The following is a 20,809-nucleotide window of genomic DNA, read 5'->3' as shown; positions in this document are numbered from 1 at the left end:
CGGTACTCTGGTCGAGGCGTGTCGGGAAGTCTGGTCGACGGTGATGTCGGCGTACCCGCCGGCGGCATCCGACGCCTGGAGTGAGTATGAGCAGCCCCGTGAACCCCACCGCCCCGACCCCTCGGCCGAGCCGCCGCGTCCGCCTGCGCAACTGGGTGACGCTCGAGACGACGAGCGGCTTCCTGCTGCTCGGCGCCGCGCTGCTCGCTCTCGCGTGGGCGAACTCGCCGTGGCGCCAGGTCTACCAGGACGTCTCAGCGTTCAGCTTCGGCCCCGAGGCTCTGCACCTGAATCTGACCGTCGCGCACTGGGCCTCCGATGGCCTGCTCGCGATCTTCTTCTTCGTGGTGGGTGTCGAGCTCAAGCATGAGATCGTCGCGGGCAGCCTCAGCAGGCCGCGTGAGGCCGCGGTGCCCGTGCTCGCAGCGGTGGGCGGCATGGCGGTGCCCGCCATCTTCTTCGTGATCATCGTGACGGCCTTCGGGGACACCACAGCGCTCGCCGGCTGGGCCATCCCCACCGCCACCGACATCGCCTTCGCGGTCGCCGTGCTCGCGATCTTCGGGCGTGGGCTGCCGCGCGCGCTGCGCACCTTCCTGCTGACGCTCGCAGTCGTCGACGACCTGCTCGCGATCATCGTGATCGCCGTCTTCTACACGGCGACGATCGATCTGCTGGCGCTTGCGGCGGCTCTCGGATTCGTGGCGCTGTTCGCGGTCGTCGTGCGGATGCGCCGCCCCCGCTGGTGGCTGCTCGTGCCGCTCGCGCTCGTCGCGTGGGGCTTCATGCACGCCTCCGGTGTGCACGCCACCATCGCGGGTGTGCTTCTCGGCTTCACCGTCCCGGCGCGGATCATGCACGGCGAGGCCGAGACCCGCACGCACCGTTTCGCCGACGTGGTCGGCCCCACCTCATCCGGCATCGCGCTTCCGCTGTTCGCGTTCTTCTCGGCGGGGGTGAGCCTCATCGACGGAGACGGCCCCGCATCCGTGATCGCCCAGCCGGTCGTGCTCGCGATCATCGTCGCGCTCGTGCTCGGCAAGCTCCTGGGTGTGCTCGCGACGACCGCGATCGTCACCAAGCTCACCCCGCTGCGTCTGCCGGATGCCATCGGTCTGCGTGATCTGCTGCCCATCGGGTTCCTCACGGGCATCGGATTCACGGTGTCGCTGCTCATCACGGAGCTGTCCTTCCCGGACGCGGGGCACACCGGCGGCGCGAAGGTCGCGGTGCTCATCGCCTCGGTGGTGGCCGCGATCCTCGGTGCCGCGATGCTGCGCTGGGATGCCCGCAGGGTCCGTCGGGCAGACATGAACGAGGACGGCGTTCCCGACATCGACACGTCGGTGATCGGCGGACCGCGCGACGACTGACGCGACGCGCGCCCGGTTTACCGCAACCCGGGGATGGCGCTCAGCATCTGCATCGTCACGACGAGCGTCCAGACGAACGACGCCACGATCGTCACGGCGTAGAGGGCCACGTGGGTCCACAGCGGCGCGCCGCCGCTCGCCCTCATCGTGCGCAGCACCACGTGGCGGCCGATGAGGTACACGAGCGCCCACGGGATGAACGCGAACGCCCAGTGGAAGGGGCGCACCGCGCCGAGAGCCAGCAGGTGCTTCCAGTCGACGTACGCCGCCACCACGGTCGCCGCGTAGGCGGCGAACGCCAGGCCGTACGCCGCGATATACAGCCCCACGAGCTCGCCGCTGAGCGAGCTGGAACCGCTGCTGCCAGCGCGGATCGCGTCGTCGAGGAACGCCGACGTGTCGAAGAAGAACAGGGGGATGACCGACGCGAATGTCGCGATCGACACCACCCAGATGGCGACCGTGTTCACGCGCACGCCAGCGGGCAGCTCGGGGCGGGCCGGCGTGCCGTACGCGAACGCCGCCGCGGGCACGGCGGGCCCAGCCACATGGTCCGTCCAGGCGTAGCCGTCCCACCAGCGCTGCTGCCCCTGGGCGTCCGGGTACCAGCCGGGCGCTGCGGTCGCCTGCTGGGTCAGATGAGCAGCTGCCTGGGCGGCGTCGTATCCGGACGCGGTCGGGTCGGTCATGGCGCTCCTTGAAGTGGTGGTCAGAGGGTGGACGAGATCGCCTGCAGCGCAGCCGCCACGGTGACGCTAGCCCAGATCCCGAAGATGGCGTAGTAGGCGAGGTAGAGCGCGGCCGAGACCACGAGCGGGGCCGCCGACGGCCGAGCGACGGTGCGCAGCACCACCGTGCGGCCGATCAGGTACACGAGGCCCGCGAGGGCCGCGAACCCCCACGGGAACGGGCGCACGACGCCGATCGAGCGCAGATGCCGCGCATCCCGGTGCGCGAAGAGCAGCGCGAGCGCGATCGTCGTCAGCGAGCTCGCGGTGATGATGCCGAGGTGCAGGATGATGTGGGCGAGCGCGCTCGCGTCGTCGCCCACCCAGAGGGCATCGATGACCGCGTCGATATCGAACAGGAAGATCGTCGAGGAGAGCACCCACGGCACCGTCACGATCATCCACACCCACAGCGTGGTCGTGCGCGCATCCGGCGCGATCGGCGGTCGCACGTGCGGGGCGTGCATCTCCCGCATGGCTGACGGAGGGGCGACGAGGATGCCCGCGGGGGAGGGGGCGGCCATCGTCGGAACGGATGCGGGCGCCGCCGCGGGCGCGCTCCCGAGCTCGTCGGGGGTGGTCGTGGTCACCGTGCCTCCTCTCGCGAGAGAGTACCGATCTCGCCGCGCTTCGGTCAGTCGCCCGATCGGGGGTGCCGCCCTCCTGGGAGCGTTCCCGACAAGGGGTCGGTAACATGGTCGGCATGGAACCCCTGATGATCGTCAAGAACGTCGTCCTCGCACTGCACATCATCGGCATCGTCGCCCTGCTCGGAGGTGTGCTGTTCCAGATGAAGGACATCCGCGCGGGCAAGGGTCGCGTGCTCCCTGCCATCATGCACGGCGCGTGGACCATGCTGCTCACCGGTGTGATCCTCGTCGGCATGGCCTACCCGCTCGGGTTCGAGCCCAACAACGCCAAGATCACCGTGAAGCTGCTCGTGCTGGTCGCGATCATCCTGGTCGCGTTCCTCAACCGCAAGAAGGAGACCGTCGCCGGATGGGTGCTGCCGCTCATCGGCGGACTCACCGTGGTCAACATCCTTCTCGCGACGGTGTGGAAGTCCTGACGCCTCCAGCTCGCTGATATCCGCATATCGCCCGGTCTCTCAGGAGGCCGGGCGATAATGGTCTGGTGCCGAAGATCTCCGCGCCCACGGTGGCGGAACACAGGGCAGCGCAGCGCGCTGCCCTTGTTCGTTCCGCTGAGGAGCTGCTTCTCGATGGCGGCGTGGCCGCGGTCAATGCGCGGGCGGTGACCGAGCGCGCTGGCCTCGCGCGGTCGAGCTTCTACGACTACTTCCCGTCGCGTGACGACCTGCTCGTGGCGGTGGCGATCGATGCGATGGAGCGCTGGGACCAGGAGATCGAAGCCGCGCTCGTCGGCGTCGCGCCGGGGCTCGAGCAGCTGCGCGTGTTCGTCGACGCGACGATGCGGATGACGGGCGATGGAACGCATCGGCTCGCGGGCATCCTGCGCCAGGCCGAACTCGCCCCCACCAAGTACGAGGACATGATGGCCCTGCATGACGCGATCATGCGTCCGCTCGTGACCGTCGTGACCGATCTGGGCGTTGCGGAGCCGCGGCGCACCGCGCTTCTGGCGCAGGGGGTGCTGTCGTCGGGCATGCAGTTCGTCGAGCATGGCGCCGACGCCGACGAGATCGCGGCGAGCGTCTACCGGATGCTCGTGGGCGGCATCTCCGCCTGAGAGGCGCGTCCTCTCGCGCCTCGCCCGTGAGGTGTCAGTTCGTGCCGCCTGGGAGGGGGCCGCGGCGGCACAAAGTGACACCTCGGGGGTTCTCGGCGTTCGCGCATGCAGGGGTGGGCCGCTGGAGGTGTTGCCGACTGGTGTCGATAACTGAGCTTCTCGCGAAGCGCGCCCACGAGTTGGGCGTCGCAGTGGTCATGGTGACTCACGATCGCGACGTTCTCGAGCACTGCGACCGCATCCTCGAGATGGTCGACGGACGCCTCACGGAGGTCGTTTCCGTCAGCTGATGTCGGTCGTCCGTGGTTGACTTCCACAAAGTTCGCGCGACACGCCGAACCACTACATGTAGGGGAATGACACGCGTGGAATTCCCGTTATATAGTGAAGATCCACTCGGGGCAGGCGCTCCGAATCCATGAATCTTTGAGGGAGGTTGCCATGAACGACGTCGACACCGTCGGTGGCTACGCAGTTCCGGTCGACCCTATGGACGACCTCATGTGCGAGTCCTGCCAGTAAGGCAGCGCCACCACAAGCCACGGAGCCCCGGCAGACTTCACGTCGCCGGGGCTCTGCTGTGTCCAGGGGCAGATCGCTCTGAGCAGATCACCGACTCGGAGCGACCCGCATCGCACGCCGATAGGCTCGGAGTCGTGAGCGTCAACCCCGAACTCCAGGGTCGCAGCTACCCCGCGACCGCCCCGTACCTCGTCGGCCGCGAGAAGGTGCGCGAGTTCGCGCGCGCCGTCCTCGCAGACAGCCCTCTCAACCACGACCCCGAGGCCGCCCGCGCCGCGGGGTACGCGGATGTCGTCGCACCGCCGACGTTCCCCGTCGTCGTGCAGGAGCACGCGCTCGCCCAGCTGCTCTCCGACCCGGAGGCGAGCATCGACTTCTCGCGCGTCGTGCACGGCGACCAGCGCTTCCAGTACAGCCGCCCCATCGTCGCGGGCGACGAGCTGACCGCCGTGCTCACCGTGACCTCCGTCAAGAGCCTCGGCGGTCACTCGATGGTGACGGCCGACACCCTCATCGCCGACAGCGAAGGCACCCACGTCGTCACCGCGACATCCACTCTCGTTGTGCGAGGAGACGAATGAGCACGCCCACCCTCTCGAGCCTCACCGTCGGCGACATCGTCGCCGAGCGCACCGTGCATCTCACCCGCGACAGCCTCGTGCGCTACGCGGGGGCATCCGGCGACTTCAACCCCATCCACTACCGCGACGACGTCGCCGCCTCCGTCGGCCTGCCGGGCGTGCTCGCGCACGGCATGCTCACGATGGGCTTCGCCGTGCAGCCCGTCGTGGACTGGGCGGGCGACCCCGGGCGCATCGTCGACTACCAGGTGCGCTTCACGCGGCCCGTCCTCGTCGATCCCGAGAGCGGCGCGGATGTCACGATCGTCGCCAAGGTCGGCCGCATCGACGAGGCCGCGGCGCGCATCGATCTGACTGTCACGTTCAATGACGAGACCGTTCTCGGCAAGGCCCAGGCGGTCGTCCGGCTGGACGCGTGAGGCCTGTGACCGACCTCGCCGGTTACACCACCCTTCGCGTCGGCGGTCCGGCGCGCGAGCTGCTCGAACCTGCCACCCGCGACGAGCTCGTCCAGACGGCGCTCGACGTGTGGGAGACGGGCGACGAGTGGTTCCTGCTCGGCGGCGGCTCCAACGTCGTCATCGCCGATGAGGGGATCGACGGCACCGTCATCCGGGTCGCCACGCGCGGCATCGACATCCAGATGGACCTCGACGGACAGCACGCGCGCGTGCGCGCCGAAGCGGGCGAGAACTGGGATGCGCTCGTCGCGGCGACTGTCGAAGCGGGGCTGAGCGGCATCGAAGCGCTCTCCGGGATTCCGGGAACCGTGGGTGCGGCGCCCGTGCAGAACATCGGAGCCTACGGCCAGGAGGTCGGCGAGCGGCTCGTCGGCATCGAGTTCCTCGACTACGAGACGGGCGAGGTGCAGCGTATCGACGCCCGCGACCTGGGTCTCGGCTACCGCACGAGCGCCCTCAAGCGCGGCCGTGCCGGCGTCGTGCTCGCGATCGAGCTCGACCTCGACGCCGGCGGATGGTCGGCCCCTGTCGCGTACGCGCAGCTCGCCTCCGCGCTCGGCGTCGAACTCGGCTCCCGCGTGCCGGTCGCCGATCTGCGCGCCGCCGTGCTCGCGCTCCGCGCCTCCAAGGGGATGGTGCTCGATCCGAACGACCCCGACTCGGTGAGCGCCGGATCCTTCTTCACCAACCCGATCGTCTCCGAGAGCTTCGCGCGCGCGCTGCCCGCCGACGCCCCCCGCTACCCCGTGGAGCCCGAGGAGGGCGACCGCCTGCTCGCTCCCGGCGAGTACGTTCCGCCGATGCCGTCGCGCGAGTACCAGGTGAAGCTCTCGGCAGCCTGGCTCATCGAACGCTCCGGCATCCCGCGCGGCTACCAGCTGCCCGGATCGCGGGCCGGCATCTCCACCAAGCACACGCTCGCCATCACCAACCGGGGTGGCGCGACCGCCGCTGAGATCACGCAACTCGCGAACTACGTGCAGACGCGCGTGCTGTCGCAGTTCGGCGTGGTGCTGCATCCCGAACCCGTCTTCGTGGGGGCGGAGCTGTGAGCCGCATCGTCGTGCTCGGCAGCGCCAACATGGATCTCGTCGTGCGGCAGCCGCGGCTGCCCGAACCTGGCGAGACGATGTTCGGCAGCACGTTCTCGACCATCGCGGGCGGCAAGGGCCTCAACCAGGCCGTCGCCGCTGCGCGCGCCGGCGGCGACGTCGCCTTCCTCGGGGCCGTTGGACGCGACGCGTTCGGAGGGGAGCTGCGTCGCGTGCTCGCGGATGCGGGAATCGACGTGGCGGGGCTCGCGGAGGTCGACGTGGCATCCGGCACCGCCCACATCTCGGTGCTCGACGGCGGCGAGAACGCGATCGTCGTCGTCCCGGACGCGAATGGCGTCGCGCTGCCGCTCGACGACGCCGCGAAGGCGCTCATCGCGTCCGCCGGCTATCTCGTGGTGCAGTTCGAGCGCCCGATGCCGCTCATCGCCGAGGCGATCGCGTACGCACGCTCGCACGGTGTGACGACCGTGGTGACCCCGGCTCCCGTCATGCCGCTGCCGGAGGGGTTCCTTGCGAACGTCGATATCCTCGTGCCGAATGCGGGCGAAGCGCGCGAGCTCGCGGGCGTCTCGGATGAGACCGAGGCCGCGCTCGCGCTCAGCCGTGCCGTCGGCACGGTCGTCGTGACGCGCGGATCCCGTGGGGCGCTCGTCGCCCGCGGCGGCCAGATCGTCGCCGAGGTGCCCGTGCACCCCGTCGAGCCCGTCGACACCACCGGTGCGGGCGACACCTTCACGGGTGTGTTCGTGGCGCGTCTCGCCGCGGGGGACGCGGAGGTCGACGCGCTGCGCGCCGCATCCGTCGCCGCCGCGATCGCCACGACGCGCGCCGGCGCATCCACCTCGATGCCCACCTGGGCGGAGGTCGCGCCGCTTCTCTGACCCACCGCCCCCTCGCGGTGGGTCCCCGACTTCCCCGGGGTGAGGGGTCGCACATGACGGTTCCCGCGGCGTGTCGGCGGTCAATTGCGACCCCTCCCCAGACCGGGAGTGACCGGGACGCATGCGAGCGGCGGGGTGCGTGGCCGGGGTCGCGTCATCCGTCTCGTAGGTCGTGAGGACCAGCAACCGCACATCCGGGTGCGCGGCGAGGATGCGGGCCGTCGCCTCGTCGCCGTCGATGCCCGGCATCCGCAGGTCCATGACGACGAGCGCCGGCGACGGCGACGACCGCCGACCACCAGCGCGACCCGATCATCTACCCATCTTTGCGGATCCAGCGGAACGTCAGACGGGTGACGATGAGGCCGACGACGAGCCACACGCCGCACACGATGCCGACATCGGTGAGGTTCCAGGCCTCGCCCGCCTCGAGCACCTTGAAGCTCTCCGGCAGGAACACCGAGCGCATCCCGTGTGCGAGCCACGCGAGCGGGAACAGGTTCGCCACGTTCTGCAGCCACTCGGGCAGCATCGAGAACTGGATGTAGACACCCGAGATGAACTGCAGGATGAGCACCACCGGGATGATGACGGCGCTCGCCGACTTGCCGGAGCGGGGCAGCCCGGAGAGGCCGATGCCGAGGATCGAGCACGTCGTCACTCCGACCAGGAACACCCACGCGAAGGTGAGCCAGGCATCCGCATCCGTCGGCAGCGCGACGTCGAACACGAGTGCGGCGACCGCGATGAGCACCGCAGCCTGCAGCACCGCGGTGACGAGAACCTGCCCGATCTTGCCGATGAAGTAGCTGACGGGCGACAGCGGGCTGCCCGCGAGACGCTTCAGGGTGCCGTCGCTGCGCTCCATGGCGATGTCGACCGCCATGTTCTGCAGTCCCGAGAGCAGCACGCCCGCCGCCAGCATCGCCGGCAGGTAGTACGCGGCCGCGGTGAGGGGCTCGCCGTCAGGGGTGCGCCCGAACTCGCCCTCGCTGAACGCGACCGAGAAGATCGTGAGCATCACGACCGGGAACAGGAACGTGAAGAACACGGTGTCGCCCTGGCGGAAGTACGCGCGGATCTCGTAGCCGGCGCGCGCGATGCCGAGTCGGATGGTGCGCATCGGGCCGAAGCTGGGCGCGGCGGTGCGCGCGGGTGCGGTGGTGCTCATTCGGGGCTCCCTTCGAGAGCGGGGGCCGAGGGCACGGTCGCCGTCACGCCGACGAGCCCCAGGTAGATGTCCTCGAGGCTCGGGCGGATGACCTCGAGCCGTTCCGGTTCGCCCGTGGCGGCGAGGCGTGCGACGAACGCGCCGGGCTCTGCCGTGCGGACCTCCCGCACCGCGCCGTCCTCGATCCACCGCACGATCGGAATGCGCGCCTCCGCGCCGCCGATCTCGTCGATCGCGCCGATCGCCACCAGTTCGCCACCCGCGATGATGCCCGCCCGATCCGAGAGCTGAGCGGCCTCGTCGAGGTAGTGGGTGGTGAGCAGGATGCTCGTGCCCTCATCCGAGAGGGAGCGGATGAGGTCCCAGAACTGGCGTCGTGCCGCGGGGTCGAATCCGGTGGTCGGCTCGTCGAGGAACAGCAGCTCGGGGCGTCCGATGATGCCGAGCGCCACATCCACACGGCGCTGCTGGCCTCCCGAGAGCTTCGAGATGCGGGTGGACGCCTTCGACTCGAGCCCGACGGCGGCGATCACCTGCTCCACGTCGCGCGAGTTCGGGTACATGCCCGCCGCCTGGCGCAGCGCCTCGCGCACCGTCGCGGTGCCCGACTCGCCCGAGCCCTGGAGCACGATCCCGAGCTTCGCCTTCCAGGGGAGTCCGCCGTGCTGCGGGTCGACCCCGAGCACGCTCACGGTGCCGCCGGTGCGGTCGCGGTAGCCCTCCAGGATCTCGATCGTGGTGGACTTGCCAGCGCCGTTCGGGCCGAGCAGGGCGAAGGTCTCGCCGCGGCGGATGTCGAAGTCGATGCCGCGGACGGCTTCGAAGCCGCCCTTGTATCGCTTGCGGAGATCCCGCACTTCGACGACGTTCTCGTGGGTCATATCTCTATGGTGGGGCGTCGCGGGGGCCCGCACTACATCCACTCGACTGCCTCGGCCTCCACCGTTCGGTGGATGGTGGCCGCAGTGTGCAGCCAGCGTGGGGGCTGGGGCGTCGGCCGAGGTGCCCGGCGCTGCCTCAGGGGAGGGGTCGCAATTGACCGTTCTGTCGGCGTGTCGATGGTCATTTGCGACCCCTCGGGCTTCGGAGTCGGCGGCGGGGCGGCGAGGAGGGCTCAGTCGCGGGGGCGCGGGCGCTGCAGGCGGCGGAGGACGGCCGCGAACGAGACCAGCACGATCACGGAGCCGACAGCGATCGCGACCGCGACCGTCCACTCGAGTGGGGTCGCGGTCAGCACGGCCTCGCGCGCCGCCTCGCGACGGGTGCGGTCGGCTGCCGTCCAGAGCACCCACGCACCGAGGCCCGTGAGAACGAGGCCCCAGAGCAGCGCGCCGACACGGATGCGAGGGCGGGGGAGCGGGGCGGATGCGGCGGGCGCGGGCGCTGCCTGCGCGTCGGGCGCGGCGCTGCCATCCTCAAGGACCTCGGTGGTGGCGGTCTCGCTCACGGGGCGACTCCTTCGGCGGATTCGGTTGATTCGGGCGCGGGCTGGGGCGCGGGCTGGGGCGGGGAGGCCTGATTCTCGGATGCGACATCCTCGCCCGGAAGGAGCGGCTTGAGGCTGTCCCCGTCCCACGAGTGACGATCCACGTGCCCCGGTGCGGGATCGACAGGGAGCGCGCTGCTCGCTGTGAGGTGGGGGTAGACCTGAATGCCAGCGTGACGCGTCCAGAGCTTGAGGATCACATCCGGATCGCCCTCGCCGATGGTGACGGACGCGCGTCCGTCACCATCGCCGAAGAACGAGTACTGGTACGACTCGTCGTCGAACCACTCTTCGAGGATCAGGCTGAGATGGCCGGAGTCGCTGGTGGCGTCGATGCGCACGGTGGCGCCCTCATCGAGTTCGATGCCGATGCCGCCACTGAACTGCCAGAGGTCGATGACGCGAGCGGCACCACCAAGATCCTCGACGAACACGTGGGTGCTGCCGTTGAACTGGGCGTACCGACCGGGATTGTCGAGGCTGCTCCCCCCGCCCAGCAGCAGCTGCCGGTCGCTCGGCACGACCACCGTGAACGCGAGCAGAAGCACGGCGATCGTCGAGAAGAACGCGAGCCCCCCGCTGCGGCGGCGGCAGAGCGCCACGATGACGGTGCCGAGCCCCAACACGCCGACGAGGGTCGCCGCGCCGATGATCCACGCGGCGCTTGCGGTGCCGGCGAGTCCGCGCGTCTGGCTCCCGAGGAGGGTCGCGACCGCGGCGGCCACGACACCGACTCCGAGCACCAGGAACACGACCCCGGCTCCCGCACGCGGATTCGTCAGCCGTCGGATGCGCGCCCGCTCGCGCGAGGCATCCGCGGCTTCGACGGCGCGCTCGTGCGCCTCGGCCTGGCGGCGCTCGCGTTCGGTGCGGCGCTGCTCCGCGGCCCATTCGGCACGCTGCCGCTTCCACTCCTCCTGCTGGCGCTTCCATTCGGCGAGCTCCTCGTCGGAGGCATCGACGGGACGTGGCGGTTCGGCGCCCGGGTCGGGCACGATCGCGCGGGGCGCGGCCGCATCGGCGAGGGCTGCGGTGCCGGCGCCGGGGACCGCAGCCGCGGGTGCCGCAGGCACCGTCTCCGGTCGGTCGTCGGTGGTCGCCGGCACCTGCACGGGCTCGCCGGAGGCCCGCCGCGCGAGCCACACGACGAGCACGATCGCGGCGATCAGCACCACGCCGGTCCATGCCGCTCGAGCGATCGCGCCGCCCCATCCGATGTCGTCGAAGTAGAGAGCGCCGACATGCCAGAACCCCTGAGTGACGGGCAGGAACGACAGCAGGAACAGGGCGACGATCCCGGGAAGCGCGCGCGTCACGGTGCCCCGCAGCAGCTCCTGCACGTGGATGACGCCGTTCTCGTCCGGCAGAAGCGCCCAGGCGATCGCGTACAGCAGCACAACAGGTGCGCCGATCACAGCCAGCACGACCACGATGCCGCGCACGAGGATCGGGTCGAGACCGACCCGATCGGCCACGCCCGCGCACACGCCGCCGAGCCATCCCGTGCGGCGCTCGAGACCGAGCCCGCGGATCCAGGCGAAGAAGGCCGTCTCGGAACTCGAGGTCTCGGGGGCCGCGGTCCCGGCCGCAGGGGGGTCGACGGGCGGTGTCTGGTCTTCGTCGGCGGGGGCCTCGGATGCGGCGGAACGTGGGGTCATGCTCCGATCGTGGCGTGGGCGGCGGCGCGCCTCTATGGGGTGAACCCCTGATCGTCCCCTGATGTGCGGCGTGCGGGGGCATCCGCCGTGCTTGGATCGTCGCATGACCTCCCGGGCGATGCCTCCGTTCGCGGTGAGGCGCACCCCTCTGGTGCGGCCGCGCGCCGTTGCGCTCGCGGGAGTGAGCGTCGCGCTCGCGAGGCACCTGCGCATGCCGACCGTCGGTGTGCGATGGATCTTCGCCGGCAGCGCGCTGTTCGCCGGACTCGCGGCCTTCGCCACGACGATGTATCCGGCGATGGCGGTGCTCGTCGCGCTCGCCGTGGCGCCGAGCCTGCTCTACGCGTGGCTCTGGGTGTTCGTGCCGCGCGAAGAGGGAACCTCGGATGCGCCGCGCGCGCGTCGCCTGCCTGTCGCCTCGCTGCTGCTCGTGGCAGCGGCGGTGTGCGCACTCGCGCTCGTGCTCACGACGACGTGGCCGATGCAGATGCCGCCCGGTGCGATCGAGGCGGCGGTGCTCGCTTCGCTGGCGATCGGCTGGACCGTGGCCGTGGATGCGCGGGACCACACCCGCGCGGCCAACGCCCCTCGCGTCCGCGCCCTGGCCGCGGGATTCATGATCCTGCTGGGTGCCGCCCTTCTGCCGTTCTCGATCAGCGCCGGGCGGCCGGTCATCGCGGTCTTCTCGGTCGTCGTGGTCCTGCTCGGCGCGCTCTCGTTCGTGGTGCCGTTCGTGATCGATCGCATCAATGCCCGCAGCGCCGAGCGCGCGACGCACGCCCGCGACGAGCAGCGCGCCGAGATCGCCGCGCACCTGCACGACTCGGTGCTGCAGACGCTCGCGATCATCCAGAACCGCGCTGGCGCCGGATCCGAGGTGGCCCGCATTGCGCGCGCCCAGGAGCGCGAGCTGCGCGACTGGCTCTTCGCGGGCACCGACCCGTTCGCGGGTGACCTCGCCACCGAGCTGCGCACGATGGCGGCGGAGCTCGAGCTCGAGTACGCCGTGCGCATCGAGGTGGTGACGGTGGGGGATGTCGCCGCCGTCGAGTCGGCGGCGCTCGCGGGGGCCGCACGCGAGGCGCTCGTGAACGCGGCGCGGCACGCGGGCGGCGACGTCACCGTGTACGCAGAGGCGCGGCCGGATGCGGTGGAGCTGTTCATCCGCGACCGCGGGGCGGGGTTCGATCCGGATGCCGTTCCGGATGGGCGACTCGGCATCCGTGAGTCGATCGTCGGGCGCATGACGCGGGCGGGTGGCGCTGCGAGCGTCGCATCGAGCGCGGCGGGCACCGAGGTCCAGCTGAGACTGCCGCGACGTGCGGTGGGGAACGGAGCCATCTCGTGACGCGCGTGATCATCGTCGACGACCATTCGATCTTCCGCACCGGTCTGCGCACGGATCTCGGCGACGCCGTCGAGGTGGTCGCCGAGGCGGGCGACGTCGACGCGGCGGTGCGCGCGATCGCCGAGCTGCGACCTGAGGTCGTGCTGCTCGATGTGCACCTGCCGGGTGGCGCGGGCGGCGGGGGAGCGGAGGTCGTGCGCCGATGCGCCGACCTGCTCGCCGAGGTGCGGTTTCTCGCGCTGTCGGTGTCGGACTCCGCGGAGGACGTCGTGGGCGTCATCCGGGCGGGGGCCCGCGGCTACATCACGAAGGCGACGAGCGGCGCGGAGGTTGCGGCGGCGGTCGGCACCGTCGCGGCGGGCGATGCGGTGTTCTCGCCGCGGCTCGCGGGGTTCGTGCTCGACGCGTTCGGCACCGCGGCGGGTGCGCCCGCTGTCGCCGCGACGGATGACGAGCTCGACCGGCTCTCGGCCCGCGAGCAGGAGGTGATGCGGCTCATCGCGCGCGGCTACGCCTACAAGGAGGTCGCATCCGCGCTCTTCATCTCGATCAAGACGGTCGAGACGCACGTGTCGAGCGTGCTGCGCAAGCTCCAGCTGTCGTCGCGCCATGAGCTCACCGCCTGGGCGCTGGAGCGCCGCCTGCTCTAGGGCTCGGGCCTCGTCTCCTCAGGTGAGAGGGGGCGCAGATGACGGTTGCGGCGGCGTGTCGCTCGTCATGTGCGACCCCTCAGAGGTGGATTGGGGGGTCTCCCGCGAGAAGCCTGCGGATGCGGGCGACGAGCCGGTCGGGGTCGCGCATGTCATCAGCATTGATGTACCCGACTCGCCACCCCACCGACTCGAGCTCTGCGATGCGCGTCATGTCGGCCCGCCACTGTCGGGTGTCCCGATGGATGTCGCCCTGATACTCGAGAGCGACCATCCGGTCCTCATGCGCCAGGTCGATCCGGCGCATTCTGCCCGCAACGTGCACGCGGAGGTTGGACCGGAATCCGGAGATACCCGCTCGTACGAGCAGCACCCGCAGGGCGCTTTCGGCGGGGCTCTCGGCGCCCGGATCGAGAAGCGCGAAGACGGCCTCGAGTCGTTCGCGGGTGCGCTTGTGCGGGTGGCGCTCCAAGGTGGCGCGAAGTCGTGCCGCGCTGCTGAGGCGATTCGCCGGGCGGATGAGGTGATCGCCAGCAGCGACCAGGTCAGTGGTGTCGAGGATCGCCCCGAGCTCGCACCAGGACCGCTCGGGTGAGCTGACCCGCAGGCCCGAGAACTCGACGACTTCGCCGCGGGCCGGATGAACGACGAACTTGTGACCGATGATCCCTTTCGATCTCGGGGCACGACGCGGGTTCGGCACCGCGACATGCAGACGGCGATCGTCTTCGAGATCGAGGGGGAGCGGGATTTCGTGAAGGAGCGCCGCGGTAGCGGAGCAGAAGAACTCGTCGGGGCGCATCCGCGCCGCATAGGTGCGGCAGCGCTCTTCCAACGTGAGGGCCGGGGCGATCTCACGGACGCCGTGAAACGGTCGCGCAAGGTCCACTTTCCTGAGCCGGGCCGGGTGGACACCGGCCTCGAGCGCGGCCTTCGTAGAGAAGGCGCGACCGAGCCCATCAGGCAGTTCGACGAGGCGCATCCGCACATCGTGCTCGCGCGCGACACCCCGGGGACGGCCGCTGCCGTTCGATTGCGGAGCGTCCTCCCCTCGCGTTCCTGAGGAGGACGCCCCGTCCTCGCCCTCCCCCGAGGGGACGCAAATGACCGTCGACACGCCGGGGAAACCGCCATTTGCGACCCCTCTCAGAGCGGAGCGGGCCCGCCGCGCCCCACGTGGGCGGCGCCAGCCCAGGGCCGAGGCAGCCCGGGGCCGAGCCAGCCCAGCCCGAGGCCAGCCCAGGGCCGAGGCCAGCCCAGGGCCGAGCCAGCCCAGGGCCGAGGCCAGCCCAGGGCCGAGCCAGCCCGGGGCCGAGCCAGCCCAGCCCGAGGCCCGCCCAGGGCCACGAGCCCCCCCGCCCGCGTCAGTGGCCGGAGCCGGTGAACAGCGGCAGGGCCACGAGCGCCGCGAGGGTGAGCATGACGCACGCGATGAGGGCGTCCAGGATGCGCCAGGCGCGCGGGCGGGCGAACACGGGGGCCAGCATCCGGGCCCCGAATCCGAGCGTCGCGAACCAGATCATGGATGCGGCGACGATGCCCGCGCCGAAGAACCACCGCGCATCCCCGTAGCCGTTGGCGAGGGTGCCGATGATCGCGATGTCGAGGTACACGTGGGGGTTCAGCCAGGTGACCGCGACGGTTGTCGCGATGGCTGTGAGCAGGCTGCTGCGGCTCGTGCGCGGTGCCTCCGCGGTGTCGTCGGAGGCGGCCTGCAGTCCGTCCGCGGCGGGCCGCCACGCCCGGCGGGCGGCGAGCACGCCGTAGCAGGCGAGGAACACGGCCCCGCCGATGCGCACCACGGTCAGCAGCCAGGGGGCCGCGGTGAGCACGGCGCCGGTGCCGGCGATGCTCAGGGCGATGAGCGTCACATCCGACAGCGCGCAGATCGCGACGACGACGAGAACGTGTTCGCGCCGGATGCCCTGACGCAGAACGTGGGTGTTCTGCGCGCCGATCGCGACGATGAGGGAGAACCCAAGCGACGCTCCGGCGAGGGCGGCGAGCAGGGCGGCGGATGTGGTCACGGTGTGACGCTACGGCCGGTCCATCCATCAATCCAGCTCATGATTCTTCACAACCATTAGCGTTGCTTCATGAATCTGGATCGCGAGCACCTCGCCACTCTGCGTGCGGTGATCGACGCGGGCACGTTCGAGGCGGCGGCGCGCGCCCTTCTCGTCACGCCATCGGCGGTGAGCCAGCGCGTCAAGGCTCTCGAGCAGCAGCTCGGCCGCGTGCTCATCGAACGCAGCAAGCCCGTGCGCGCGACCGAGTCGGGCGAGGTGCTGCTGCGGCTGGCGCGCGAGATCGCGCTGCTCGAAGCGGACGCCGCGTCCGCCCTGCGCCTCGAGGGCACAGAGGGCGCCTTCGCGAATGTCACGCTCGCCGTCAACGCCGACACCCTCGGATCCTGGTTCCTGCCCGCCATCGCTCCCGTGTGCGCCGAGCGGCGCATCCTCGTCGACATCAGCCGCGAGGATCAGGACCGCACGGCGGCCCTGCTCGCCGCCGGTCGCGTGATGGCCGCTGTCACCTCGCAGGCGCGCCCGGTGCCCGGCTGCACTTCGACCCCGCTCGGCTCGATGGTCTACCGCCCGGCCGCCTCGCGCGCCTTCGCGGAGCGCTGGTTCCCCGACGGGCCGACGACCGCGGCGTTCGCGGCGGCGCCTCTCGTCGACTTCGACCATGAGGACGACCTGCAGTCGCGCTGGCTGCGGCGCGTCTCGCGTGCGCCGCTCGATCCGCCGCGGCACGTCGTGTCCGGATCGGGCGACTTCGAGCAGGCGATCGCGCTCGGTCTCGGATGGGGGATGCTGCTGGAGCACCAGCTCGCGCGGGCCGCACCGGGGCAGTTCGTCGAGCTCTCGCCGCCCGATTCGGGAATCGAGGTGCCGCTGTTCTGGCAGCAGTGGAACCTGCGCTCGCCAGCACTGGATGCGATCGCGGAAGCCGTTGTGGAGGCGGCGGCGCGGGCACTGGACGCACCCCGCAGTCGCCGGTGACGGAAGAGCCCGTCGCGATGCCGTACACTTGACCGGGTTGCCTGAACAGCCAAGCTTCGCCGTGCCCCGCAGTGGGTCGGCAGGGTACGGTGGGTGACATAGGGCGGTGGCTCAATTGGTAGAGCAGCGGTCTCCAAAACCGCAGGTTGCAGGTTCGAGTCCTGTCCGCCCTGCGAGTCCCCCTCGCGAAAGTGATGGGGATCGCCGGCCGAAAGGGTACTGAGAGTGGCACGCAAGGTGATGGACGAGCCCAGTGAGGACATCGTCGCCAACGCCAAGCGCGATCGTGCGCAGCGGAGGAATCCGTTCGCGCGCCTGATTCTCTTCATCCGTCAGGTCGTCGCCGAACTCAAGAAGGTCGTCACCCCGACGCGTCGTGAGCTCTTCAGCTACACGGGCGTCGTGCTGGTGTTCGTCATCATCATGATGGGCATCGTGTGGGGCCTCGACCAGGTCTACACCTGGCTTGTGCAGTTCACATTCGGAGACGCAGACGCCCTCTGACCGACGACGGCCTGAACCCCCAAGAAGGAAAGAAAGCACTGTGACTTCAGAACCGCGCGACATCGACCTCGCCACCGCCGCCGAGCAGTCCTCCGAAGAGGACGAGGCGCAGGAGGGCAACGTTCTCGCGCACGAGGTGAGCAGCAGCGAACCCGTCGAGAGCCACGCTGTGCACATCATCGACGACGCGGATGTCGAGTCGGGCCTGGAGAGCGCGCTCGACGCGCTCGAGGCGGCGACCGACCCCGAGGCTGACGCGATCGTCGACGACGCCCTCGACATCGACTCCCCTGACGAGGCCGACGCCGCTGCCGCGGCCACCGCCGACGAGCAGGACGACGAGGACGAGGCTGAAGAGGTCGTCGTCGACCCGTACGAGGAGTTCCGCGCCGAGCTGCGCATGAAGCCGGGCAAGTGGTACGTCATCCACTCGTACGCGGGCTTCGAGAAGCGCGTGAAGCAGAACATCGAGTCCCGTCGCACCTCGATGGCCATGGAGGACTACGTCTTCGAGGTCCAGGTGCCGATGGAAGACGTCGTCGAGATCAAGAACGGCCAGCGCAAGCTCGTGAACCGTGTGCGCATCCCCGGCTACGTGCTGGTGCGCATGGAGCTCAACGAGGACTCGTGGTCGGTCGTGCGTCACACCCCCGGCGTGACGGGCTTCGTGGGCAACGCCCACAACCCCACGCCGCTGCGCTTCGAAGAGGCATTCAACATGCTCAAGTCGCTCGTGCAGGTCGTCGAGGCCCCCACGAAGGGCGGCTCGACGAGCAAGGGCGGCGCGACTGTCGCACGCTCGATCCCGGCCGAGGTCGACTTCGAGATCGGCGAGACCATCACGATCAAGGAGGGCTCGTTCGCGGGTCTTCCCGGCACGATCTCCGAGATCAAGCCGGAGTCGGGCAAGCTCACCGTCCTCGTCTCGCTCTTCGAGCGCGAGACGCCGGTCGAGCTCTCGTTCGACCAGGTCACCAAGCTCTGAGTTCGTGGCGGCTCTCCGCACACTTCTCGACCTGCTTCGCGGCGGACTGATCGGGGTCGTCGAGACGATTCCCGGTGTCTCGGGCGGCACGATCGCGCTCGTCATCGGCATCTACGACGACCTGATCCAGTCGGCGGGGCACCTGATCCGCGGCGTGCTCGGATGGGTGCGCGGCACGATCGCGCGCACCGACCGCTCGGTGGCGCGTGCGCACCTGGCCGCGGTGCGGTGGCGCGTCGTGATCCCCGCACTCGTGGGCATGGCCGTGGCGCTCGTGATCGCTGCGAGGGTCGTCGAGCCGATCGTGGAGGAGCATCCGGTCGAGACGCGCGCGCTGTTCGCGGGCCTCATCCTCGCCTCGCTCATCGTTCCGATTCGGATGGTGGGCGGATGGCGTCGCCGCGATGTCGCGTACGCGATCCTCGCCGCTGTCGTCGGTTTCGCCTTCGCCTCGATCCCCGCGGCGGATGCGATCCAGCCGCCGATGTGGCTTGTGGCGATCGCGGCCGCGATCGCGGTGTGCGCTCTCGTGATGCCGGGCGTCTCGGGGTCGTTCATCCTGCTCGTGATGGGTCTCTATGCGCCGACGCTCGGCGCGCTCAACGATCGCGACTGGGCGTACATCGGGGTGTTCGCGCTGGGTGCGGTCGTGGGTCTCGGGGCGTTCATCCCGGTTCTGCAGCGGCTGCTGCGCACCCGTCGCAACGTGACGCTCGCGGTCATGACGGGGCTCATGGTGGGTTCGCTGCGCGCCCTGTGGCCGTGGCAGGACGCCACGGGCTCGCCGATCGCTCCCACGGGTGAGGTGTGGCCCGTCGTCGGCCTCATCGTGCTCGGTGTCGTGATCGTGCTCGGCCTGATCGCCGTGGAGCGCGCGGTCGTGGGCGGGCGTCAGGCGCGCGAGCTCGAGGACATCGTGGACGACACCCGGGAGATCCCGCGTCCGGACGCGTCCGGCCGCTGAGTCAGCTCTTCGCGCCGGTGGCGAGCATGATGCCGCCGAGCCCGATCATCATGGCGCCGCCCGCATGTGTGCGACGCCCAATCATCGCCGAAACTAGACGGTCTTCGCGGTGAGCCTGCACAGGACGCGCACGTGAGGTGGAGCGTCAGCATTCACTCGCTCCGCAATCGCCGACACACGCCACCCTCCCTGGATCCCATCGTGAATCTCCCCGCAGAGCCAATCTGGCACGAAGCCGATGCGTCGCCCATCATCGGCGTTGATGAGCACAGCTTTCGGGTTCTTGGGGTTTGCGCGATCCAGCTCAAGAGCAAGTGAGTCCCCGGCCGCGAGGTGCGCAATCACGGCTGCCGCGTCATCGACGTGGCGGATGCCCGACACGAAGAACCGACCGGTTAGCTTTCCCTGATGTAGGCGTGGCTGGTCCACGATGTGGAAAGTATCGGTTGCTCGCCCACCTCCGGTGCGCGCAAGCACCTCCACGGGGATGTCGTAATCGTCGAGATCCGCGATGCCCAGCCACTCGATGTACTGCGAGAAGTTTGGGCGATCAGACGACAGGACTCGATTCGCGAAGAATGCGGGAAGCTCATTTGAAACGTACGCGACGTCTAGCAACGGGAACTCCGCCACTGGCGCGAACCCTGGGTGAGTGGCCTCGGGGAGGTAGTGGAACGCGTACTCATTGCCCTCAAGAGCATCGAGCTGACCCATTTTCATGAATCGACGGGAGTTCGGGTCTTGCCAGACCAGCAACAAGGTGCGCCGGCTTTTCGCGAGATTGGTTGCGTTGATATCAACGACTTTTGTAGCCATCGAGCAACCTCCTCCGGTTTTCCTCAAGCAGCCGAACCACAAACGTATGTCCTACCTCGGACATTGTGTCAGTCGGAACTGCTGAGACTACTGATTCGACATCTGACGTAATGACCGCGTCGAGTCTCTCGATCCAGAACTGCTGAGCCTGCAAAGAGGCGAGGCGCAGTGCGCTGAGAGCGAGGCCCACCAGGGTCGGCCTGTCAGCAAACTGTCGGCTGGCGCCGCGGCTGGCCCACGTTGCCAGGGTGTCTTCCTGGAGGTGGCGGAGGCGAGCGTCGTCTCTGAGTTGAAACCCAAGGGCGTTCCCATGGTCGAAGGACGGCGCTAGACAGCGAAGATCGTCGCGCTGGATTACCGCCCAGTTCTCATCGTGACGGTCCTGTGCCGCAAGCCATGCGTCCATTACGACGTATCCGCACCAGGCGTCGTAGGCGGTGAAGTCGCTGAGCTCGACGTTCTCCGTCGGAGGGCGCACGCCATCAAGCGCCGCCTTTACGTTACCGACGGTGTAGTTGACGTTGTGCCCCTTGACTTGCGTGTAGTCGGGTACGGCACCCGCCAGCAGGCTGTTGCCGTGCTCGAGTCGCTCGTCGGGGCCACTCAGCATGCTCCGAGAAACGCATGCGCGGCTTCCCTCGAATCTTGATGGGCGAATCGTCGCGGCGGGTACGCCGAGTAGGGCGGCAAGATGCTGCACGAGCCACTCAGCCCAGTCTTCCCCGGATGTGAATCCGTCGTTCGCGACTCGGGAGAGCTTCATGAGCCAAAGGCGATCGTCATCCGGGAGCCTTACCCAGTACTTGCTCTTGGTTCCCATCTGTTCTTCGGCGTCATCCTCGGCGAGATCATTCATGCCCAACTCGGTGACCGTCCACGCGAGCTCAAGCATGGTCTGACAGTATCGAGAA

24 protein-coding genes and 1 tRNA gene are annotated in these 20,809 nt (G+C 69.6%); 15 read left to right on the top strand and 10 right to left on the bottom strand.

The window, feature by feature from the left end:
* Positions 1–98 precede the first annotated feature (98 nt).
* Positions 99–1,373, top strand: coding sequence for a Na+/H+ antiporter NhaA (nhaA, locus tag HCR12_RS11960; protein WP_224763472.1), 1,275 nt, complete (start codon positions 99–101; stop codon positions 1,371–1,373).
* A gap of 17 nt (positions 1,374–1,390) precedes the next feature.
* On the opposite strand, the gene HCR12_RS11955 is transcribed toward nhaA, so the two are convergent.
* Positions 1,391–2,062: a DUF2510 domain-containing protein gene (locus HCR12_RS11955; protein WP_166866720.1), complete on the bottom strand. Its 672-nt coding sequence runs from the start codon at positions 2,060–2,062 to the stop codon at positions 1,391–1,393.
* Positions 2,063–2,082: 20 nt separating this feature from the next.
* Positions 2,083–2,691 (bottom strand): hypothetical protein, encoded by a 609-nt coding sequence (locus tag HCR12_RS11950; RefSeq protein WP_166866718.1) that lies wholly within the window; start codon positions 2,689–2,691, stop codon positions 2,083–2,085.
* 113 nt (positions 2,692–2,804) lie between these two features.
* Here HCR12_RS11950 and HCR12_RS11945 point away from each other — a divergent pair, with 113 nt between their 5' ends.
* From HCR12_RS11945 to HCR12_RS11915, 7 genes are all read left to right on the top strand, one after another.
* The gene (locus HCR12_RS11945; RefSeq protein ID WP_224763470.1) at positions 2,805–3,170 is read left to right on the top strand and encodes a hypothetical protein; all 366 of its coding nucleotides are present in this window, start codon (positions 2,805–2,807) and stop codon (positions 3,168–3,170) included.
* A gap of 65 nt (positions 3,171–3,235) precedes the next feature.
* The gene (locus HCR12_RS11940) at positions 3,236–3,811 is read left to right on the top strand and encodes a TetR/AcrR family transcriptional regulator (RefSeq protein WP_166866716.1); all 576 of its coding nucleotides are present in this window, start codon (positions 3,236–3,238) and stop codon (positions 3,809–3,811) included.
* Between the two features lie 140 nt (positions 3,812–3,951).
* A complete protein-coding gene (locus HCR12_RS11935) occupies positions 3,952–4,101 on the top strand; it encodes a hypothetical protein (protein ID WP_224763469.1) in 150 nt (49 codons plus the stop codon).
* Between the two features lie 366 nt (positions 4,102–4,467).
* Complete coding sequence (locus HCR12_RS11930) at positions 4,468–4,914, top strand: FAS1-like dehydratase domain-containing protein (RefSeq protein WP_166866714.1); 447 nt, start codon at positions 4,468–4,470, stop codon at positions 4,912–4,914.
* Complete coding sequence (locus HCR12_RS11925) at positions 4,911–5,333, top strand: MaoC family dehydratase (protein WP_166866712.1); 423 nt, start codon at positions 4,911–4,913, stop codon at positions 5,331–5,333. The genes HCR12_RS11930 and HCR12_RS11925 overlap by 4 nt, the downstream gene beginning before the upstream one ends.
* A gap of 5 nt (positions 5,334–5,338) precedes the next feature.
* Positions 5,339–6,427, top strand: coding sequence for a UDP-N-acetylmuramate dehydrogenase (locus HCR12_RS11920; protein WP_166866710.1), 1,089 nt, complete (start codon positions 5,339–5,341; stop codon positions 6,425–6,427).
* A complete protein-coding gene (locus HCR12_RS11915) occupies positions 6,424–7,311 on the top strand; it encodes a ribokinase (protein WP_166866708.1) in 888 nt (295 codons plus the stop codon). The genes HCR12_RS11920 and HCR12_RS11915 overlap by 4 nt, the downstream gene beginning before the upstream one ends.
* A gap of 316 nt (positions 7,312–7,627) precedes the next feature.
* On the opposite strand, the gene HCR12_RS11910 is transcribed toward HCR12_RS11915, so the two are convergent.
* From HCR12_RS11910 to HCR12_RS11895, 4 genes are all read right to left on the bottom strand, one after another.
* Positions 7,628–8,482 (bottom strand): ABC transporter permease, encoded by an 855-nt coding sequence (locus tag HCR12_RS11910; RefSeq protein WP_224763467.1) that lies wholly within the window; start codon positions 8,480–8,482, stop codon positions 7,628–7,630.
* Positions 8,479–9,363 (bottom strand): ABC transporter ATP-binding protein, encoded by an 885-nt coding sequence (locus HCR12_RS11905; RefSeq protein ID WP_166866706.1) that lies wholly within the window; start codon positions 9,361–9,363, stop codon positions 8,479–8,481. Before HCR12_RS11905 ends, HCR12_RS11910 begins: the two co-directional genes overlap by 4 nt.
* Before the next feature lie 233 nt (positions 9,364–9,596).
* On the bottom strand, positions 9,597–9,929 hold the full coding sequence (locus HCR12_RS11900) for a hypothetical protein (RefSeq protein WP_166866704.1): 333 nt from the start codon (positions 9,927–9,929) through the stop codon (positions 9,597–9,599).
* The gene (locus HCR12_RS11895; RefSeq protein WP_166866703.1) at positions 9,926–11,626 is read right to left on the bottom strand and encodes a PspC domain-containing protein; all 1,701 of its coding nucleotides are present in this window, start codon (positions 11,624–11,626) and stop codon (positions 9,926–9,928) included. The genes HCR12_RS11900 and HCR12_RS11895 overlap by 4 nt, the downstream gene beginning before the upstream one ends.
* Positions 11,627–11,729: 103 nt before the next feature.
* On the opposite strand from HCR12_RS11895, the gene HCR12_RS11890 reads away from it, so the two are divergent.
* Positions 11,730–12,974 (top strand): ATP-binding protein, encoded by a 1,245-nt coding sequence (locus HCR12_RS11890; RefSeq protein WP_166866702.1) that lies wholly within the window; start codon positions 11,730–11,732, stop codon positions 12,972–12,974.
* Positions 12,971–13,624 carry a LuxR C-terminal-related transcriptional regulator gene (locus HCR12_RS11885; RefSeq protein ID WP_191412338.1) on the top strand — a complete coding sequence of 218 codons (654 nt, stop codon included), beginning with the start codon at positions 12,971–12,973 and terminating at the stop codon, positions 13,622–13,624. Before HCR12_RS11890 ends, HCR12_RS11885 begins: the two co-directional genes overlap by 4 nt.
* A 79-nt stretch (positions 13,625–13,703) precedes the next feature.
* On the opposite strand, the gene HCR12_RS11880 is transcribed toward HCR12_RS11885, so the two are convergent.
* Both HCR12_RS11880 and HCR12_RS11875 read right to left on the bottom strand, forming a co-directional pair.
* A complete protein-coding gene (locus tag HCR12_RS11880; protein ID WP_166866701.1) occupies positions 13,704–14,606 on the bottom strand; it encodes an endonuclease domain-containing protein in 903 nt (300 codons plus the stop codon).
* Between the two features lie 382 nt (positions 14,607–14,988).
* Positions 14,989–15,651 (bottom strand): LysE/ArgO family amino acid transporter, encoded by a 663-nt coding sequence (locus HCR12_RS11875; RefSeq protein ID WP_224763465.1) that lies wholly within the window; start codon positions 15,649–15,651, stop codon positions 14,989–14,991.
* A 69-nt stretch (positions 15,652–15,720) separates the two neighbouring features.
* Here HCR12_RS11875 and HCR12_RS11870 point away from each other — a divergent pair, with 69 nt between their 5' ends.
* From HCR12_RS11870 to HCR12_RS11850, 5 genes are all read left to right on the top strand, one after another.
* Positions 15,721–16,629, top strand: coding sequence for a LysR family transcriptional regulator ArgP (locus HCR12_RS11870; RefSeq protein ID WP_166866700.1), 909 nt, complete (start codon positions 15,721–15,723; stop codon positions 16,627–16,629).
* A gap of 100 nt (positions 16,630–16,729) precedes the next feature.
* Positions 16,730–16,802, top strand: a tRNA-Trp gene (locus HCR12_RS11865).
* Positions 16,803–16,854: 52 nt separating this feature from the next.
* On the top strand, positions 16,855–17,133 hold the full coding sequence (gene secE / locus HCR12_RS11860) for a preprotein translocase subunit SecE (RefSeq protein ID WP_166866698.1): 279 nt from the start codon (positions 16,855–16,857) through the stop codon (positions 17,131–17,133).
* Positions 17,134–17,173: 40 nt separating this feature from the next.
* Positions 17,174–18,118 carry a transcription termination/antitermination protein NusG gene (gene nusG / locus HCR12_RS11855; RefSeq protein WP_166866686.1) on the top strand — a complete coding sequence of 315 codons (945 nt, stop codon included), beginning with the start codon at positions 17,174–17,176 and terminating at the stop codon, positions 18,116–18,118.
* Between the two features lie 4 nt (positions 18,119–18,122).
* A complete protein-coding gene (locus HCR12_RS11850) occupies positions 18,123–19,082 on the top strand; it encodes a DUF368 domain-containing protein (RefSeq protein ID WP_166866684.1) in 960 nt (319 codons plus the stop codon).
* 93 nt (positions 19,083–19,175) lie between these two features.
* On the opposite strand, the gene HCR12_RS11845 is transcribed toward HCR12_RS11850, so the two are convergent.
* A complete protein-coding gene (locus HCR12_RS11845; protein WP_166866682.1) occupies positions 19,176–19,898 on the bottom strand; it encodes an HIRAN domain-containing protein in 723 nt (240 codons plus the stop codon).
* Positions 19,879–20,790, bottom strand: coding sequence for a HipA domain-containing protein (locus HCR12_RS11840; RefSeq protein WP_166866680.1), 912 nt, complete (start codon positions 20,788–20,790; stop codon positions 19,879–19,881). Before HCR12_RS11840 ends, HCR12_RS11845 begins: the two co-directional genes overlap by 20 nt.
* Between the last annotated feature and the right edge of the window lie 19 nt (positions 20,791–20,809).

It is taken from the genome of Salinibacterium sp. ZJ70 (genome assembly GCF_011751865.2).
GTDB lineage: Bacteria > Actinomycetota > Actinomycetes > Actinomycetales > Microbacteriaceae > Homoserinibacter.
This window is presented reverse-complemented; position numbering and strand designations above follow the sequence as displayed.